9 protein-coding genes are annotated in these 18141 nt (G+C 74.8%); 1 reads left to right on the top strand and 8 read right to left on the bottom strand.

Annotation, left to right across the window (positions count from 1 at the left end; all coding sequences use genetic code 11):
- Positions 1–93 precede the first annotated feature (93 nt).
- The 5 genes from ITX44_RS30810 to ITX44_RS30790 form a co-directional block, all read right to left on the bottom strand.
- Positions 94–1965, bottom strand: coding sequence for a serine/threonine-protein kinase (locus ITX44_RS30810; protein ID WP_205361291.1), 1872 nt, complete (start codon positions 1963–1965; stop codon positions 94–96).
- A gap of 269 nt (positions 1966–2234) precedes the next feature.
- Positions 2235–3818 (bottom strand): hypothetical protein, encoded by a 1584-nt coding sequence (locus ITX44_RS30805; RefSeq protein ID WP_205361290.1) that lies wholly within the window; start codon positions 3816–3818, stop codon positions 2235–2237.
- A complete protein-coding gene (locus tag ITX44_RS30800) occupies positions 3806–5590 on the bottom strand; it encodes an arabinofuranosyltransferase AftB family protein (RefSeq protein WP_205361289.1) in 1785 nt (594 codons plus the stop codon). Before ITX44_RS30800 ends, ITX44_RS30805 begins: the two co-directional genes overlap by 13 nt.
- The gene (locus tag ITX44_RS30795) at positions 5587–5781 is read right to left on the bottom strand and encodes a hypothetical protein (RefSeq protein ID WP_205361288.1); all 195 of its coding nucleotides are present in this window, start codon (positions 5779–5781) and stop codon (positions 5587–5589) included. Before ITX44_RS30795 ends, ITX44_RS30800 begins: the two co-directional genes overlap by 4 nt.
- A complete protein-coding gene (locus tag ITX44_RS30790; RefSeq protein ID WP_205361287.1) occupies positions 5775–10091 on the bottom strand; it encodes a CDP-glycerol glycerophosphotransferase family protein in 4317 nt (1438 codons plus the stop codon). Before ITX44_RS30790 ends, ITX44_RS30795 begins: the two co-directional genes overlap by 7 nt.
- 449 nt (positions 10092–10540) lie before the next feature.
- Here ITX44_RS30790 and ITX44_RS41705 point away from each other — a divergent pair, with 449 nt between their 5' ends.
- Positions 10541–13225 carry a bifunctional glycosyltransferase/CDP-glycerol:glycerophosphate glycerophosphotransferase gene (locus ITX44_RS41705; protein ID WP_236061993.1) on the top strand — a complete coding sequence of 895 codons (2685 nt, stop codon included), beginning with the start codon at positions 10541–10543 and terminating at the stop codon, positions 13223–13225.
- 30 nt (positions 13226–13255) lie between these two features.
- On the opposite strand, the gene ITX44_RS30775 is transcribed toward ITX44_RS41705, so the two are convergent.
- The 3 genes from ITX44_RS30775 to ITX44_RS30765 all read right to left on the bottom strand — a co-directional run bounded on the left by ITX44_RS30775 (position 13256) and on the right by ITX44_RS30765 (position 18135).
- Positions 13256–15517, bottom strand: a complete 2262-nt coding sequence (locus ITX44_RS30775; protein ID WP_205361286.1) for a bifunctional glycosyltransferase/CDP-glycerol:glycerophosphate glycerophosphotransferase — start codon at positions 15515–15517, stop codon at positions 13256–13258.
- A 279-nt stretch (positions 15518–15796) separates the two neighbouring features.
- On the bottom strand, positions 15797–16741 hold the full coding sequence (locus tag ITX44_RS30770; protein WP_205361285.1) for a carbohydrate ABC transporter permease: 945 nt from the start codon (positions 16739–16741) through the stop codon (positions 15797–15799).
- The gene (locus ITX44_RS30765; protein WP_205361283.1) at positions 16738–18135 is read right to left on the bottom strand and encodes a carbohydrate ABC transporter permease; all 1398 of its coding nucleotides are present in this window, start codon (positions 18133–18135) and stop codon (positions 16738–16740) included. The genes ITX44_RS30770 and ITX44_RS30765 overlap by 4 nt, the downstream gene beginning before the upstream one ends.
- Positions 18136–18141 lie beyond the last annotated feature (6 nt).

Genomic DNA, 18141 nt, shown 5'->3' with positions numbered 1-18141 from the left:
CCCCCCCCCCCCCCGCCCGGCCGACCGGACGTGGGCGAGCGGCCGCCGGGGGACGTCCCCGGGCGGCCGCTCGGTCGTATCGGCTCGGTCGTATCAGCCGCTGCCCGGGGAGGGCGCGTCGGCCAACTGCCACACCGTCAGCAAGGTGGTGTAGGTCGGCAACGGGGTGTCGCCGAAGCCGCTGTCGCCCGGCTGCACGCCGGTGAACTGGAGCATCGCCAGGTTGCCGGCCTTGGTGACCGTGCACAGCACCGTGCCCTTGGTGATGTACTTCTCGCTGTTCAGGTCGGACTCTTCGATCTCGCCCGGCAGCGCGTTGGTGCCCACGCTCTCCCGGCAGGACTTGTACGTCGCCGCGTCCGAACTGCCGAACGTGGTGAAGAAGGTCATCTTGCCCTCGATGGCCTCGTAGTCGATCTCGTCGCTGCCGGAGCCGCCGATGGGGCCGTTCGGCTGGACCACGGCCTTGTCCAGGTCTACGTTGCTCTCGGTGTTGAACACCGGTGAGCGGATCACGAACTTCTTGTTCTGGAAGAGCAACCGGGGCGCCGCCTCGGTCGGCGACGCCGGGGTCGTGGGCGCAGAGGCGCCGGCGGGCGAGCCACCCGAGGCCGATCCGCCGGACGCCGATCCGCCGGCGGACCCGGCGGAGGAGTGGCCGCCGCCCGTGGTCCCCGCGGTCGTACCCGAATTGCCGCCGGACGAGGCCGCGGCATTGTCCCCGCTTCCGTCGGACTTGGTGACGGTATAGGTCACCACCACCGCGAGCACCACGGCCACCGCCGCGGCCGCGACGCCGATCACCGTACGGGTCCGGCCGGACCGGCCCCCGCCGCTGCCCGAACCTGCACTCGCACCCGGCCCCGTACCCGTATCGGGAGCCGTCCCCATACCTCCACCCCCGCCCGGAACCGGCCCCGGGCGCGGCGGCTGCAACACGTACCCGGACGGCGCCGTGCCCACCTGCGGCGGCATGGACGGGGGCGGCACGGAGGTCGCACCGGGCGCCGGAGCGCCGGGCGCAACCGACGGCGGCCCGGCGGGAGTCGGCGGCGGGGCCGGGTAGGAGGGGGCCGGCGGGTACGAGGGGTAGGCCGTGCCCAGGGGGTCCGCCGTGGTGGGACCGGCCGCGGGCGGGACCGGCGGGCGCGCCGCCGCGCTCTCCCGGCGGGTGATCTCCGCCGCCACCGGCGCCGGCAGCCAGCCGGCGAAGTCCCGCAGCCCGCGGCCGGCCCCGGCCTCGCACAGCCGGGCCAGTTCGGCGGGCGCGGGCCGCGCCGCCGGATCGGCGGTCAGGCAGCGGGTCAGCACGTCCCGCAGCGGCTCCGGATAGCCGGTCAGGTCCGGCGGCTTGATCGCGGTGTTGGCGATCATCGTGGCGAGGGTGATCGCGCCCGCGTCGCCGTAGGGATGGCGGCCGGTGGCCGCGAGCCCGGCGATCAGGCCGAGTGAGAAGACGTCGGTGGCCGGGGTGAGGGCGAGCCCCGAGGCGTGCTCGGGTGACATGAACTGCGGGGTGCCGATCAGCCCGCCGCTGCGGGTGAGCTGGGTGGAGTCGGCGGCCCGGGCGATGCCGAAGTCGATGACCCAGGGGCCGTTCGCGGCGAGCAGGACGTTGCTCGGCTTCAGGTCGCGGTGGATGACGCCGGCCGCGTGGATCGCGCGCAGCGCCTCCGCAGCGCAGCCGACGAGCTGGAGTACGGCCGGCAGCGGCAGCGGGCCGAACCGCAGCAGCGCCTCGTCCAGCGGCAGGCCCGGGACGTAGGTGGTGGCCAGCCACGGCCGCTCCCCGGTGGTGTCGTGGTCGACCACCGGCACCACGTGGTAGCCCTGCACCCGGCGGGCCGCCTGGACCTCCTGCTGGAAGCGGCGGCGGAATTCCTCGTCCTGCGCGTACTCCCGGCGGATCACCTTCAGCGCGACCGGCTGGCCGCCCCGGGTGTGCGACAGGTAGACCGTGCCCATCCCGCCCTCGCCGATCCGGGCGAGCAGGCGGTAACCGGACTCCTCCCGCGGGTCCTGCGGGGTGAGCGGCTGCAGTGGCGTGGCGTCGTTGCTGGCGATCGTGGGCCCCCCGGACAGTCGCGAACGGCGCCTGAGCTTACCGGGGTTGACGAAGCACGCGGCCTACCCGGTTCCCCCGTGCCCGCCTCGGCAGCGCGCCCCTTACCCGGCCGCCCCGCCGTCCGCCCCGGTCTGCCACCCCCGGTCGTGCAACCCCTGCCCGGCCGCCCCTACCCGTCCGCCAGCCTGATCAGCCGTTCCCCCGTCGCCGGGTTCGACGCCACCAGCCGCCCGTCGTACGGCACGTGCTGGCCCCGGCGCAGCAGCAGCCACCGGATGTCGTAGCGGCGCCCGATGCGGGCGCGGACGTCGGGCGGGGTGTGCGGGTCGAGATAGGCGCGCGCGGCGAAGAAGCGCCGGTTGCGCTCGGCCGGCGAGGTGGAGGGGTCGGGCCAGGTCGGATTGACCATGAAGATGCCGTACGCGGGCAGGGTGTGCGGCGCGAAGTAGCCGTCGGCGATCAGCACGTCGCCGTCCGGCACGTGATCGGCGACCCAGCCGTACGAGGGCCAGCCCCGCGGGTGCCGCAGCGTCACCGGCAGATACCGCTGCGGGACGACCGCGCCGATCTGCGCCGCCGTGCCCACCAGCACCGCGATCACGGCCAGCGGCGCCAGCACCCTGCGCACCCGGGTCCACGGCGGGATCTGCGCGACCTCCACCGCCAGGCCGAACTGCAACGGCACCACCAGCAGCGCGAACACCCGGCCGTAGGTGTAGTGGCCGCTCACCCAGCCGTACCCGACCAGCGCGCAGTCCGCCAGGAACATCAGCACCAGCGGGTCGCGCCGGTACCGCCGGGCGCGCAGCGCCAGCACCGGCAGGCCGAGCGCGAAGGCGAGCCCGTACCAGTGCCACAGGTCGGCGTACAGCCGCCTGTGCACCGCATCGACGGTGGTGTCACCGGCCAGCGAGAAGATGTCGTTGTACGGCCAGACCAGCGCGACCACCAGTGCCGCTGTGCAGGCGGCCGCCCAGCGCCCGGCCACCGGCCAGGACCAGCCGTGCTGCCGCCCGGCCACCACGCACGCCAGCCCCACCCAGGCGGCCAGCGCCGTGATCGGGTGGATGAGCAGCAGCACGCCGCCGGCCGCACCGAGCCCCACGTAGGGCGCGTACTCCCGGAACAGCGCGCCGGGCCGGTCGTGCAGGACCACCGAATCCCGCCGGGCGAGCCGGTCCGCCCAGGCCCACAGCAGCAGCGTCACCCCGACCGCGAAGCAACTGGGGTACGGCGCCCCGTGCGTCAGCGACCACAGCCCGCAAAATCCGCTCCACTCCTTGCCCCGCACCCCCCACACCAGCGTGAACGCGGCCAGCGCGAACACCGGGGCCCAGCGCCGGGTGCTCAGCGTGCGGGTGAAGGCCCACACGCCGAGCAGCAGCACCGCCAGGTTCAGCCACAGGCTCAGCTTCACCACCCGCCAGGCGGCGAGCCCGGTGAGCTTGGCGAACAGGCCGAGCGCCACGATGTAGGGCGAGAAGTACGGGCTGTTCGCGCCGGAGACCTTCAGCAGCGGGTTCATCGGGTGCAGCCAGTCGTCCTTGATCCGCTGCACAGCGGAGGCGTGCTGGCCGAAGTCGCCCTGGATCGGCGCCCGCCAGGCGGTGATCCCGACCACCAGCCAGAAGGCGGTGCCCAGGATCAGATAGGGCGTGGGCCGGTAGCGGCCCGCGCGGACGATCAGGGCGTCGCGCGCGGCGCCTGCTCCGTCGTCGTCGGCCGTGAGTGGCCCGGTCGTCAGTTGTGGCACAGCTCCTTCTCCGCCGCCACCGGGTCGCGGGGGTAGCGGAACCACGTCCGCCCCCAGGAGCCGGTCAAGTTCTTCCAAAATCGTTCGGGCGTCAGCGGATCCCGCACCGACGCCTGCAGTTCGGCGAGTTCTCCGCAGTTCAGCGCGTGCCGCGCGGCGTCCACCGCGGCCGGGTCCACACCAGCGGGGACAGGGGTGCCCGGATCGGTCCAGTCGGCCACGATCCAGGCCGGGTCGAGCGGTTTCTCGTGCCCGGCCCGGCCCGCGGTCCGTACGCCCTCCCGCGCCTGGTGCGCGGCGAGCGGGTAGGCCAGCCCCAGGGTGTCCACCGAGGTGCCGTCGAGCGGCATCACGATCCCATTGTTCCCCAGAAGTCCGAAAGCACCCGCCATGCGGGTCCGTGCGCCGAGTGCGAGCGGCAGCGCCTCGAAACGCTCTCCGCCGCCCGGCCGCTGGATCAGCAGCACCGGCCGGCCCGCCGCCTGCGCCGCCTCGACCGCGGGACGGAAGCCCCGCGGCACGTTCTCGTGCACCGCCATGCTGATCGGGTGCGGATTGTGGGTGTAGCCGACGTACGCGCGCTGCTCGTCGAGGATCGCGTACGCGTCCCCGCTCGACGCGGGCGGCCGCCACAGCAGGGCGCAGCACACCGCCCAGCCGGCCAGGCCCAGGGCCGCGATCCTGGTGACCTGGGTCAGCGGCACCGCGCACAACGGCAGCGCGATCAGCAGCAGGCCCGGCAGCAGCAGCCGCCCGTGCATGAAGTCACCTCCGGACCGGCACACGTACGCCCACGACAGCAGCCCGGCCACCGGCGGCGCGACGAGTTCGGCGGTCAGCGCGCCGCGCGGCGCCCAGGTGATCAGCGCCAGCAGGATCAGCAGCGGGATCCACAGCCGGTACGGCTCGGCGAAGTTCCCGAAGTAGGCCAGGCCGCGGCGCCACACCGGGTCGCTGGCTTCCTTGGTGAGAGCGGGTAACGGCACGAGAACACCGTAGTACCCGGCCCTGAACACTTCGTAACCGGCCGGTGCCGCGAGCGCGCAACTGACGAGGCCCGCGGTGCGCCGCGCCCCCGGCAGCGTCACGCACCACAGGGCGACCAGGAACACCGCGGAGACCAAGGCGAGTTCGGGTCGCACCAGCGGGCCCAGGCCGATGACGGCGGCGCCCGCGTACAGTCGCCGGGTCCCGCGGGCGGTGCGGGCGGCGACCAGGAACCACCAGGCGAGCGCGATCCAGAAGGTGGTCAGGCCGTTCTCCAGGCCCGAAGTGGTGTAGTCCCAGTCGGCCTTGACCGGCAGCAGCACCAGCATGCCCAGCGGCAGCAGCGGGGCGGCGCTCATCGGGCGGACCGCCTTGCGGGCGGTGGCCACCGCGAGCGCGTAGCCCGCGCCGGTCAGCACGATGCCCAGCGACACCGCGACCACCGCCGGGTCCGTACCGCCGGCGTAGGCGGCCGCGGCCACCAGCCACTGCCACAGCGTGCCGGTGGTCGCCTCGGCGCGCTCGACCGGGTTGAAGACGGGGCCGTGCCCGGCCAGCAGTTCGCGGACCGTGCGGGTGTAGATCATGCCGTCGTCGCCGACCCACCGGTGCCGGTAGCCCATCACCATCACGGCCAGCGCCGGCACCGCGGCGATAGCGGCCTCCCGCAGCCTGCGGGCCGGCAGCAGCACCGGCAGCAGCGCGACGGCCCGGCCGGCCAGCGCCGCGGCCCTGCCCAGCGGCCCGGGCGGCCGGGCGCCGGGGACCAGTTCGGGTGATGTCACGACAGCTCCAGATCGGCTCGGCCGGCGGCTCGGCCGCGGATCGGCCGGGCAAAGGCGCCGACGGCGGCGACGGCCTCGAACGCGGCGAACACGGCGAATGCGGTGAATGCGGTGAAAGCGGCAAGGTCGGCATCGCCGGCGAGGCCAGCCAGGTCAGCAGGGTCGATGCCAGCCTGCCAAGGGGTCAGCACAGCATCAGGTCCGCCACGCGGGCGGCGGCGCGGCCGTCGTCCAGGTGGCAGAAGGCCGAGCGGAAGGCCGCGTACGCCGCCTCGTACGGGCGCACGGCCGCCGCCGGGTCGCGCAGCGCCTCGATCAGCGCGGCCGTGGATTCCAGCAGCGGGCCCGGCGCGACCCGCTCGTGGTCCACGGCGAAGCCGCGCAGCGTGTCGCGGAAGTACGCCAGGTCCGGCGCGTACAGCAGCACCGGGCGGCCGGTGACGGCGAAGTCGGCCAGCACCGCGGAGTAGTCGGTGACCAGCACGTCGGCCGCGAGCAGCAGCTCGGCCAGGTCCGGGTGGCCGGAAACGTCCCGCACGAAGCGGCCGTCGGCCGGCACGGTGTCGGCGACCAGCGGGTGCGCCCGCACCAGCAGCACATGACTGCCCGCCAGCTCCCGCTCCAGCGCGGCGAGGTCCAGCGGGAGGTGCAGCCGGTGGCGGCCGGCGCCGTACGACTCGTCGTCGCGGACCGTCGGGGCATACAGCACCACGGTGCGCCCGGCGGGCAGGCCGAGGCGGGCGCGCACCTCGTCGGCGACCTTGTCGCGGTCCTCCGCGCACAGCCGGTCGGTACGCGGCAGCCCGGTCTCGGCGATCTCGCCGCGAAAGTCCAGCGCCCGGCGCAGCACCGGGGTGGCGGCCGCGCTCGGCGAGAGCAGCAGGCTCCACTGCTTGCCGCCCCGCTGCGGTGGCCAGCCGTGGTCCAGGGCGGCGCACAGGGTGCCGGCCAGGTCCAGGCCGATCCGCTTGACCGGGGTGCCGTGCCAGGTCTGCACCACCCGCTGCCCGGGCCGGCGCTCGAACCAGGGCGGCAGGTGGGTGTTGGTGAGCACGTACCGGCTGCGGGCCAGCGCCTCGTACCAGGCGTGGCTGCCGTGCACGACGGCCCGCCCGGCCACCGGCACCGCGGTCCGGCCGTCCCTGACCACCCACAGGTGCTCCACCGGGGCGCCGCGCCGGACCAGCTCCTCGTGCACGGCCCGCGGGGAGTCGCCGCAGTCGTGCCCGTCGAAGCTGCTGTAGAGCACCGCTGGCCGCAGCGCCCGCCGGGCCAGCACCGGATAGTGCCGCTCCCGCAGCAGCCGCTGCCGGTACGGGCCCCGGTCCGCCGCCGGTACGGTCCCGCTCGCGGTCACGGCCAGGTGGTCGTGGTCCCGCCGGTCCAGCCGCAGGGCCCGGCCGCGCGCCGACAGGTCCAGCGGGACCGGCTCCGGCCCGGCCGCGGCCAGCCGCACCGGGGTGTCCCGTCCGTCCGCCCGCAGCAGCAGCCGCCACTGCCCGGCGTGCGGCAGCGCGGCCGCGTCCGGCTCGGCGGCGAACCGCTCTCCGGTCACGGCCACGGGGACGGTGACCTCGGCGGCGTACGTGTCGTGCCGCAGCACCAGCAGCGCGTCGTTCTTCGTTCCTGCTGCGGGCAGCGCGCCCTCGACGCGGAATCGGCCGCCGCTGGTACGGGTCAGCGTGTCGGCGAAGATCTGCGGCAGGTCGTCGCGCAGCACCAGGGTGCCCGCCGGGCCCGCCTCCACCGACAGCTCGCGCGAAGTGCCGTCCGCCGCCGGCGGCAGCGGGCAGCGGCACGGCGCGGGCGGGCCGTCCACCGCCACCCGGGCGGTGCTGCCGTCCGCGAACAGCACCTCGGCCCGCCAGGTCACCCCCGTCGGCGGTACGACCTCCCGCGGCAGCCCGTCCGCGGTCGGCCGCGCCGCGGTCAGCCGGTCCGGCCGGACGACGGCGAGGGCCCGCACCCAGCCGCCACCGGCTCCGCCGGATTCCACCGTGATCGGCACGTCCAGCGCCCCCCCGGGCACCGGCCCGCGCAGCCGCAGCGCCACCGGCGGCCGGCGCTCGCGCAGGGCCAGCTCGATGCGGACGGCGCGCTCGGGTGGGGCGGCGCCTGTGGCCGGGGTGGTGCGTGAGTTCGAGTTGATGCTTGTGCCGGGGGCACTGCCCGAACTCGGATGGGTGCCTGCGTCCGGGGTGCTGCCCGAGCTTGGCTGGGTGCCCGTACCCGGGGTGCCGCCCGCGTCCGAGTGGGGGCCTGTGCTCTGGTTGCCGCCCTGGCTCGGGTCGCTGCCCGAGGCTGGGTGGGCGCCCGGGCCCTGGTCGCCGCTCGTGCCCGGGTTCCGGCCCGGGCCTGGGCCGCTGCCTGTTCCTGGCGTGGTGTCCGAGTTCTGGTGGGGGTCTGGACCTGAGGTGCTGTTCGAGTCCTGGTCGCCGCCCGAGCCCCAGTCGCCGCCCGTGCCTGGGCCGCTGCCTGTTCCTGGGTAGGTGCCGGTGCCTGGCGTGGCATCCCAGTTCGGGTGGGGGCCTGTGGCCGGGGTGCCGCCCGCGTCCGAGTGGGTGCCTGTGCTCTGGTTGCTGCCCGGGCCCTGGTCCGTGTCCGAGCCGGGATCGTCGCCTGAGCTCGGGTGGGTGCCTGGGTCCTGGCCGCCGGCCCAGCTCGGGTGGGTGCGTGTGCCTGGGGTGCTGCCGGAGCTTGGGTGGGTGTCGGTGCTCGGGGTGCTGTCCGGACCCGAGTGGGTGCCTGTGCTCTGGTTGCTGCCCGGGCCCTGGTCGCTGCCCGATCCTGGATCGTCGCCCGAACTCGGGCGAGTGCCTGGGCCCATGGTGCTGCCCGAGCCCCGGTCGCCGCTCGTGCCTGGATTGCTGGCCGCGGCCGGGCTACCGTCCAGGCTGCCGCCCAGGCGACCCGGCACCGGCCGGGTCCGGTGGCCGGTCAGCCGGGCGCGTACCGGTTCCACCGCCACCTGGAGCCGGCCGTCGCTGAACCAGGGGACCAGTCGCAGGCCGTCCGTCACCCGGTACGGGGCCGGGGACGCGCCGGAGCAGGATTCGTCGGGGCGCAGGGCGGCCGGGCGCACCCGGGTCCCGGTGGCCAGCACGATGCCGATCCGCCACTGGCCGGGCCGCAGTGCGCCGCCGTGGCGCAGCCGGCGCGGGTCGAGGACGATCTCGAAGCCGGCCCAGTCGTAGCAGTGCCGCTCCTGCCCGGAGGCGTCGGTGACCTCGGGGGAGGTGATGGCGCGCAGTGGCAGCAGCAGGGTGCGGCGCCCGCAGGTGGCGAGGGCGGCTCGCAGTACCGAGTGCCGGGAAGGGGCGTCCACGTTGCGGATGTAGGCGTGCCCGCGCAGCACCAGCCGGCCGTCCCGCCAGACCGCCTCGCGCAGCCGGGCGACCACCGGCAGGTCAGGGGCCCGCACCGCCACCGCGGACCGGGGCAGCGGCACCGGTGAGCCGTCCGGCCGCGGCAGCACGGCTCGGCGGCGGCGCAGCGGCGGCCCGGCCAGGTCGAACACACCCCGCCCGCCGGCCAGTTCGTGGCCCAGCACCACCATGAGGTCGGCCAGCCGCCCCTCGTCGACGAGCCGCCAGCGCATCCGCAGTTCCACCGGCAGCGCGGCGAGCAGTGACCGGTCCACCCGGGCCAGCCAGTCGCGTGCCCCCGCCATGAACGTCCGCCGGTACTCCGGGCCCGCCACCGGCAGCGCGGCCATGAAGTACAGCAGGTCGTCGGTGAGCACCGAACGGTCGTAGTCCCGTTTGTGCGCCGGGAAGGAGGCGGCCAGGAAGCGGGAGACCCGGTCCACGCCGGCGATCCGGTCGCGCACCCCGGTGACGTCGGTGCGCCGCCGGGTGATCGACCCCTCGCGCAGCCGCCAGTAGTAGACGTGGTCGGCCAGCACGTCCACCGCCTCGGCCAGGAAGTGCGCCGGGATGGTCACCGGCGTGTCCTCGTACAGCACCCCCTCGGGGAAGGCGAGTGCGTGCCGTTCCCAGAACGCCCGCCGGAACACCTTGTTCCACGCCACCCGGTCGGCCAGCAGGCCCAGGTCCCGGGTGATGTGAGTGCGGGTCACCGTCCGCGTCATGCCGCGCTGCTGCCACGCCTGGCCACGGCCGCGGGCGTCCAGCCGGTACACATTGCCGGTGGCGAAGTCGGAGCCGGACTCCTCCAGCAGCCCGACCAGCCGCTCGTACGCCCCCGGCGCCACCACGTCGTCGCTGTCGGCGAACGCCAGGTAACGGGTGCGGTCGTCGGCGTGCCGCACCCCCGTATTGCGGGCGTGGCCCAGGCCCGCGTTGTCCTGCAGGACCAGCCGGAACCGCCGGTCCCGCCGCGCCCAGCCCGCCGCGATCCGCGGCCCCGCGTCCGTGGAGCCGTCGTCCACCATCACCACGTCCAGCGCGCCGAAGCTCTGCCCGGCGATCGAGGCCAGGCAGTCGTCCAGGTACCGCTCGACGTTGTGTACGGGCACGACGACGGTCAGGCGCGGTTCCATGGGCGGCGGCCGTCCTCTCGGAGCGCTCTCGGAATGTGCGGAAGTGGGGTCGGCAGAGGGTCGCGTCGCGCCGCGGCCGGGGGTGCCGCCCGGTTCAACCCGCGGCGCGCCGCCCGGGTCACCGGATATGAGCCGAATGGGGGACAGCGCCGGATCGACACAGCGTGTCCGACTGACTACGCTCGGGTGTCCAAGGTCGGTGGGCGAGCCCGAGTTCGCCGGGAGCGGCCCGGGCGTTGTGCTTGCGCTTCCCCGGGCACCCTCCGCGGCCCGCGCCCGGGCCGGAACGCCCGGCTTGCTTCATACCCGTGCGGGGTACGAGCGGTCGCCGTCCGCCGGACCGTGCACGGGGGGCGGACCCTGCTCCATGGGCCGGGCGCCGGCGTCGCCCGCCCGCCCGCCGAAGTGCTCCGCGGCCCGGCCGCGATCCGCGCGATTCCAGGATGGTCATGCCCCGCTTCAGCCTCGTCGTCCCCGCCCACCGCTCCCGGGGGTTGCTGCGCACCTGCCTGGAGTCGGTGCTCGCGCAGTCCTTCGGGGACGTCGAAGTGATCGTGGTGTCCGGGGCGGAGGAGGACGTGAACGGGGATGGGAGCGGTGCGATCGCACGCGAGTGCGCTGCCGCGGATTCGCGGGTGCGGGTGGTGGAGTCGGCGCAGGTCGTGGCGTCGGGCCACGCCCGGGACGCCGGGGCGGGGGAGGGCGCGGACCCGGATACGAGCGCCGGTGCCGATCCGCAGATGGTGGACCTGGCACAGGCCATGGCGCCCGGTCCCGCGCGGGACGTTGGCGTGGGGGACGACGCGAATCCCGACGTGCGCGGTGCGGCCGCGCGCGAGTGTGCCGCCGTCGATCCGCGGGTGCGGGGGGTGGAGCCAGCTCAGGCGATGGCGTCGGGCCGCGCCCGGGATGCCGGTGCGGAGACCGGCGCGAACCGGGACGCGAGCGCTGCCGCCGGTCCGCGGGTGGTGGAGTCGGCGCAGGCTGTGGCGTCGGGCCGCGCGGGGGGCGGCGCGAATCCGGACGCCAGCGCAGCCGCCGATCCGCAGGTGCTGGACCCGGCCCAGGCCATGGCGCCGGGCCACGCCCGGGACGCCGGCGCGGCTCGGGCCCGGGGCGACTACCTGCTCTTCCTCGAGCCCGCCGATCTCCTCGCGCCCGGTGCGCTGGCCGCCGCCGACGCTCGCCTCAGCCGGGCCGGCGAACCCGATCTGCTGCTGCTGGGCCACGAGCACCTCACCGTTCTGGGCGAGCCCCGCTCCAGCGGTGACCACGACGCTCTGGCCGCTCTCGGTGAAACCGTCACCACGGCCACCGCGAGCCCGGACCTGCTCGCCCTGCGCCCGGCGCCGGCCACTCGCCTGATCCGCCGTGACTTCTTCACCGGTCACGCATTCCGGTTCGCCGCCGGGGACCTCGAACTCGCCAACCGGGTGCTGCTGGCCGCCGGGCGGGTCGCAGGGCTGGACCGGGTGTGCGTACGGCACCGGGAGCGGCCGGAGCACAAGGACGGCGGGTGGGGGAACGGGCTGGCCGTAATCGACCAATACGAGGAACTGTTCGCGCAGATCGCGGGGGAGGCCGGGCGGGCCGCGCTGTATCGGCAGGCGGCCGGGGTGCTGGCCGGGATCGCGTTGGGGGTTCCGAAGGACGGGCGGCGGGAGTTCGTGCGGCGGGCCGGGCGACTGCTGGCCGCGTACCGTCCGGCGGACCCGGCGGACCCGGTGGACCCGGTGGACCCGGCGGACCCGGCAGCCCCGGCAGCCCCGGTGGGGCCCGGCGGGGAGGTGGGGGAGTGGCTGCACGCGGTGGGTTCCGGTTCGTGGCCGCGCTTCCGCGTGGTGACGGCCGGTCGTGCGGTCCGGGCCGGAGTCGGCGCGCGGGCGCGGGGCCCAAGGCGGGCGCTGCGGGGGCGGGCGCTGCGGGCCTGGTACCGGCTGCGGTTGCGCCGTCCGCTCGACCCGCGCCTGGTGGTGTACGCGGCCTACTGGAGCCGCGGGGTGTTCTGCAATCCGGCCGCGATCGCCCGTAAGGCCGCCGACCTGGCCCCGCATCTGAAGGCGGTGTGGGTGGTGGGCAGCGCCGACCGGGAGCGGCTGCCGCCCGGCACCGCGCATGTGGTGGCGGGCTCGGCGCGGTACTGGGACGTGATGGCCCGGGCCGGCTTCCTGGTCAACAACGCGGGCTTCCCCGGCGCCGTGGTGAAGCGCCCCGGCCAGGTCTACCTGCAGACCCACCACGGCACCCCGCTCAAGCTCATGGGCACCGACCTTTACGACCGCCCGGCCGCGGCGGCTGCCATGGACTTCCCCCGGCTGCTGGAGCACGCGCGCCAGTGGGACGTCTCCCTGGTGCCCAACGGGCACTCCGCCGAGGTCTGGGAGCGGGTCTATCCCGGCGGTTACCGGACCCTGCCGTCCGGCTACCCGCGCAACGACGTGCTGTGGACCGCCGGGGCCGCCGAGGTCCGGGCCGCCCGGGCCGCGCTGGGCCTGGCCCCCGGCACCACCGCGATCCTGTACGCGCCCACGCACCGCGACCACCGGCGGCGGTTCACCCTCCCGCTGGACCCGGTACGCCTCAGCCGCGACCTCGGCCCCGGCCACACCGTGCTGGTGCGCGCCCATTACTTCTACGACCGGCCCGACCTGGCAGACCTGCACGAGCGCGGCCAGGTGCTCGACGTCTCCGGCCACGACTCCGTGGAGGAGCTGTGCCTGGCCGCCGACGCCCTGCTCACCGACTACTCCTCCCTGATGTTCGACTACGCGGCCCTGGACCGGCCGATCGTGGTGCACGCCCCCGACTGGGACGCCTACCGCGCGGCCCGCGGCGTGTACTTCGACCTGCTGTCCGGAAAACCCGGCGAGACCCCCGGTGTGATCGCCCGCGACCAGGCCGAGGTCGCCGCGTCCTTCCGCACCGGCGCCCACCGCGGTCCCGGGGCCGCCGCCCTGCGCGCCGCCTTCCGCGAGCGGTTCTGCGCGTACGACGACGGACTGGCCGCCGAACGCGTGGTGCGCCACGTCCTGCTCGGCGAGCCCGGCCTGCTGCCGCACCGCCCCCTGTACGAACGCAGCCCCGCCCCCACCCCCGAGGCGGCCGAGCGGGCGGGGACGGTCTCCCCCGCATGAGCCGCACAAGCCGAATATGCCGTGACGACGCTAGTTCTTGGGCGCCGCCGCCCCCGGCGCCGAGGGCGTACGGTCGCCGGCCGGTGGCAGGGCGCCGGGCGCGGGGGCCGGTCGGCGCAGCGCCATCGGGACCACCGCAGGGAGCCCGGCGTCCTCGCGCAGGAACACCCGGCGGACCACCCGCTCGGCCGCGTGCCCGTCGTCGTACGCGCAGAAGCGTTCCCGGAAGGCGGCCCTGAGCTGCGCGGAGCGCGGGCCGCGCCAAGCCCCCGTGGCCAGGATGTCGGTGAGGTCGTCCTGGCCACGGGCCACCAGGCCGGGCGGGTGCTCGGTGATGTCGAAGTACACCCCGCGGGTGGCCCGGTAGACCTCCCAGTCCGGCAGGTGCAGCAGGATCGGCCGGTCCAGGCCCGCGTAGTCGAACATCAGGGACGAGTAGTCGGTGATCAGCCCGTCCGAGGCCAGGCACAGCTCCTCGGCCGAGGGATGGGCCGAGACGTCCAGGACCCGCGGATGGTCCGGGGCGGCGTGGCCGGGCGGGTAGCGGTGGTGGGCGCGGTGCAGCAGCACCACGTCCGGGCCGAGTTCGCCGGCCAGCGCCGCGAGGTCGAGGTCCGGCACATATCCGCGCCGGTAGTCGCGGTGGGTGGGCGCGTACAGCAGGGCGGTGGCGCCGGCCGGGATGCCGAGCGCCGCGCGCAGGGCCGCCACCCGTTCGGCGTCGGCGCGGTGGAAGACGTCGGTGCGCGGCTGCCCGTACTCCAGGGTGGTGAACGCCGACGGGTAGGCCCGCTCCCACACCAGGGTGGAGTGGCGGCTCGCCGAGAGGCTGAAGTCCCAGCGGTCCACGTGGCGCAGCAGCTTGGCGAAGTCGGTGGTGCCGGCCGCGGCCGGACGGTCCATCAGGTCGATGCCCATGTGCTTGAGCGGGGTGCCGTGATGGGTCTGCACATGGATCTGGCCGGGCCGCTTGGCGTACCTGCGGTGCAGGTTGACGTTGCTGACCAGGTACGTGGCCCGGGCCAGCGCGGTCCAGTACGCGGCCGACTCCGGTTCCAGCCGGGTCACGCCGGGCGGCAGGGTGTGGGCGTGCTCCGCGGTGGTGATCCAGGCCGCGCGCATGTGCGGGGCCAGCTCCCTGACCGCCGCCTCGATCGCGGCCGGGTTGCACACGTATCCGCGGTCCCAGTAGGCGCAGTACACCGCCAGGTCCGGGTCCAGCGGGCGGCGGCGCTGCATCAGGTAGTGGGCGTGCAGCAGCGCGGTGCGCAGGGTGCCCCGCCAGGCCCGCGCGCGGCGGGCGGCGACCGGCCGCAGCTTCTGCAGCGCGCCCAGCGCCTCGAAGGTGCGGCGGGCGCCCAGCGCCACCAGCAGGTAGCGCACCCCGCTGCGGCTGACCGGCGCCGGGCGGAAGCCCTGCGGGCGCAGCGTGCGGTACCGGGCGCGGCAGCGGCGGAAGAAGTCCGCGCGGGAGCGGCGCGGCACCCGGTCGGGGTAGCCGAAGATCGTGGTCAGGTGGTCCAGCATCCGCCGGAACAGCACCGGCCGCCAGCGCTCCAGCTCCGGGTGGCTGTCCAGGAACGCGAACAGCAGGTCGTACTGCCCGAAGACGTCGAAGTGGCGGCGGCTGGTGGTGCGCAGGATGCTGCCCCGGCGGCGCTGCCGGTAGTGCACGCACACCCGGTCCAGTACGGCGATCGACCGCGCGGCCAGCAGCGCCGGATACGTCCAGGGGGTGTCCTCGTACCAGCCGGACGGAAAGGCGAGCGGCAGCTTGGTGACGAAGTCCCGGCGGTAGGCCTTGTTCCAGGCCACCATGATCAGCCGCAGCATTTCCGGGTGGTCGTCGAGGGTGAACACCCCGGAGCCGGCCCGGGTGAGGATCGCGGCGAAGTCGTTCCGCTCGGCGCGGCCGTCCCAGTACGTGCGCTCGTAGTCGAAGACCAGCAGGTCCGGGTCGCCGGTCTCGGCCAGGCGGGCGGCGACCGCCTGGAGGGTGCCGGCCGTCATCAGGTCGTCGCTGTCCAGGAACAGCAGGTAGTCGCCGGTGGCGCGGGCCATGCCGGCGTTGCGGGCCCGGCCCAGGCCCACGTTCTCCGGCAGGTGCAGCACGGTGACGCGGCAGTCCCCGGCGGCTACGGCGTCGGCGATCTCGCCGCTGCCGTCCGGCGAGCGGTCGTCCACGACGATCAGCTCGAAGTCGCCGTAGGTCTGGGTCAGGACGGACTCCAGGCAGGCCCGCAGGTACGCCTGCACCTTGTAAACGGGGACGATCACACTGAAGCGCGGCACGGCACATCCAGGGGCGCGAACGGACGGACCCGCCCGGTCGGGCGGCGGGCGCGGGGTGGATTCCACCCCCACTCTCGCGAACGCATCCGCTTCGTCCCGGTTACGGCCTGATCGCGACATGCGCACGCACGGGTCGGCCGGGTACGGCTTCCGGGGGATCCCCGCCGCTCCTACGGTCCCGGGCCGCCCCATGCGAGAGGGGCGGCCTCCCGCACCCGGGAGAGCCGCCCCTGCCCACGTACCGCTGCGTACCGCTGCGGCCGCGCACCGCCGCCGCCGCTACTTGACGGCGCCCGCCATCACGCCGGAGACGAACTGCCGCTGGAAGGCGAAGAACACCGCCAGCGGGATGATCATCGACACGAAGGCGCCGGGCGCCAGGATGTCGATGTTGTTGCCGAACTGCCGTACCTGCTGCTGGAGCGCCACCGTGATCGGCTGCGCGTTGCTGTTGGCGAAGATCAGCGCCACCAGCATGTCGTTCCAGACCCACAGGAACTGGAAGATGCCCAGCGACGCGATGGCCGGGCCGCCCAGCGGCAGCACCACCCGGGTGAACAGCCGCAGTTCGCCGGCGCCGTCCAGCCGGGCCGCCTCCAGCAGTTCGCGCGGGATCTCGGCGAAGAAGTTGCGCAGCAGGAAGACGGCGAACGGCAGCCCGAAGGCGGTGTGGAAGAGCACCACCCCGGAGATGTCGCCGAAGATGCCGATGTCGCCGAACAGCCTGGCCACCGGCACCAGGGCGACCTGCACCGGCACCACCAGCATGGCCACCACCGCCATGAACCACCAGTCGCGCCCGGGGAAGTCCATCCAGGCGAAGGCGTATCCGGCCAGCGAACCGATCACCACGACCAGCAGGGTCGAGGGCACGGTGATCAGCGCGGTGTTCCACAGCGAGTCGGTGATCGCGTGGTTGTGCAGCAGATGGCGGTAGTTGGTGAAGGTCAGCTGCGAGGGCGAGCCGAACACCTTCCACCAGCCGCTGGCCGAGATGTCGGTCGGGGAGCGCAGGCTGGACAGCAGCAGGCCCACCGTGGGCAGCAGCCAGAACAGCGCCACCACCAGCAGGAAGACCCGCATCACGCCGCCGCCGGCGCGGGCCGCCAGCCGGGCGCCGAGCCCCTGGCGGGCCTTGACCGGGCCCCCGCCGCGCCGTTGCCGGGCCCCCGCCGGGCGCCCGCCTGCCGTGCTCGCCGTGCCCGCCGTCGCGTCCGCGCTCATCGGCGTCCCTCCCTGCGCAGCCGCCGGATGTTGAAGATCATGACCGGCAGGACGAGCAGCAGCAGGATCACGCCGATCGCGCTGCCGACGCCCTGGTCGTTGCCGCCGCCGAAGGACGACAGGTAGAGCTGGAGCGCCAGCACATTGGCGTCGTTCTGGGTCTGGCCGGGCGCGATGATGTACACGAGGTCGAAGACCTTCAGCACGTTGATCATCAGTGTGACCATGACGACGACCAGCACCGGCGCCAGCAGTGGCACCGTGATGCGGCGGAAGACCTGCCACTCGCCGGCGCCGTCCACCCGGGCCTGCTCCAGCAGTTCCCGGGGCACCCCGGCCAGGCCCGCCGCGATCAGCACCATCGCGAAGCCGGCCCACATCCACACGTAACCGGCGATGATCGACGGGGTGATCAGGCTCGGGCCGAGCCAGTCGATGCCGTTGTACTTCCCGGCGAAGTTCGAGGACGGCAGCCGCAGTTGCGCCCCCGCCGCCTTCGCGGGCAGCGCGTAGGTGCCGTCCTTGCCGGAGGTCGCCGAGGCGATCACCTTGCCGCCCTTGATCGCCTGCACCTTCACGCCGGACAGCGCCTTCTCGCCCGGGTCGATCACCCCGGGCTTGCCGGTGCCGCCGGGCCGGAAGTCCAGCCACACCGTGCCGGTCACCTTGTCCGGCCGCGGCGGCGCCGGCCGCGCCTGTCCCGCGCCGCCGGGCAGCTTGTTCTGCGGGATGCCCACCAGCGGCAGGTCGTTGGGCCGGCCCATGGCCGCGGCGGACGACGAGGTGTACGAGCCGCCGGCCGTCGGCTTCAGGTCGCTGTCCGGCCGCGGCCGCGCGCCCGGATAGGCCGCGCTGCTGCTGAAGGTGTCGTGGACCGCCACGACCACCGCGTTGGCCACCCCGCGGCTGGGGTCCTGGTCGTACACCAGACGGAAGATGATGCCGGCGGCCAGCATCGAGATCGCCATCGGCATGAAGACGACCAGCTTGAACGCGGTTCCCCAGCGCACCCGTTCGGTGAGCACGGCGAAGACCAGGCCGAGCGCGGTGGCCACGGTGGGCGCGACCGCGACCCAGATCGCGTTGTTGCGGACCGCGGTGAGGATGCCGTGGTCGCTGAAGACGGTGCCGAAGTTCTTCAGCCCGACGAAGCCGCTGCCGTTCGCGTCGTAGAGGCTGCGCCACACGGTGTACCCGATCGGGTACGCCACCAGGGCGCCGAGCAGGACGAGCGCGGGCAGCAGGAACAGCACGGCGAGCCAGGGGCGGGTGCGCACCACACTGCGGGCGCGCGCGGCGGTGCCGCGGGGCCGGGGCAGGCCCGGGCGCGGAAGGTCGGGGGCGGCGCCGGCGGCACCGCCCCCCGCCGCCCCCGGGAGGGAGGCGTCAGTCATGGCGCC

The sequence above is a fragment of the Actinacidiphila acididurans genome (genome assembly GCF_016918855.1).
Taxonomy (GTDB): domain Bacteria; phylum Actinomycetota; class Actinomycetes; order Streptomycetales; family Streptomycetaceae; genus Actinacidiphila; species Actinacidiphila acididurans.
Note: the sequence above shows the minus strand (reverse complement) of the source record. Positions and strands in the feature narration are given on the sequence as shown.

What these genes read in the sequence shown, in the direction of transcription:
- ITX44_RS30810 (WP_205361291.1), bottom strand. Translation starts at nt 1,965, where the DNA reads ATGGGCACGGTCTACCTGTCGCACACCCGGGGCGGCCAGCCGGTCGCG.
- ITX44_RS30790 (WP_205361287.1), bottom strand. Translation starts at nt 10,091, where the DNA reads ATGGAACCGCGCCTGACCGTCGTCGTGCCCGTACACAACGTCGAGCGG.
- ITX44_RS41705 (WP_236061993.1), top strand. Translation starts at nt 10,541, where the DNA reads ATGCCCCGCTTCAGCCTCGTCGTCCCCGCCCACCGCTCCCGGGGGTTG.
- ITX44_RS30770 (WP_205361285.1), bottom strand. Translation starts at nt 16,741, where the DNA reads ATGAGCGCGGACGCGACGGCGGGCACGGCGAGCACGGCAGGCGGGCGC.
- ITX44_RS30765 (WP_205361283.1), bottom strand. Translation starts at nt 18,135, where the DNA reads ATGACTGACGCCTCCCTCCCGGGGGCGGCGGGGGGCGGTGCCGCCGGC.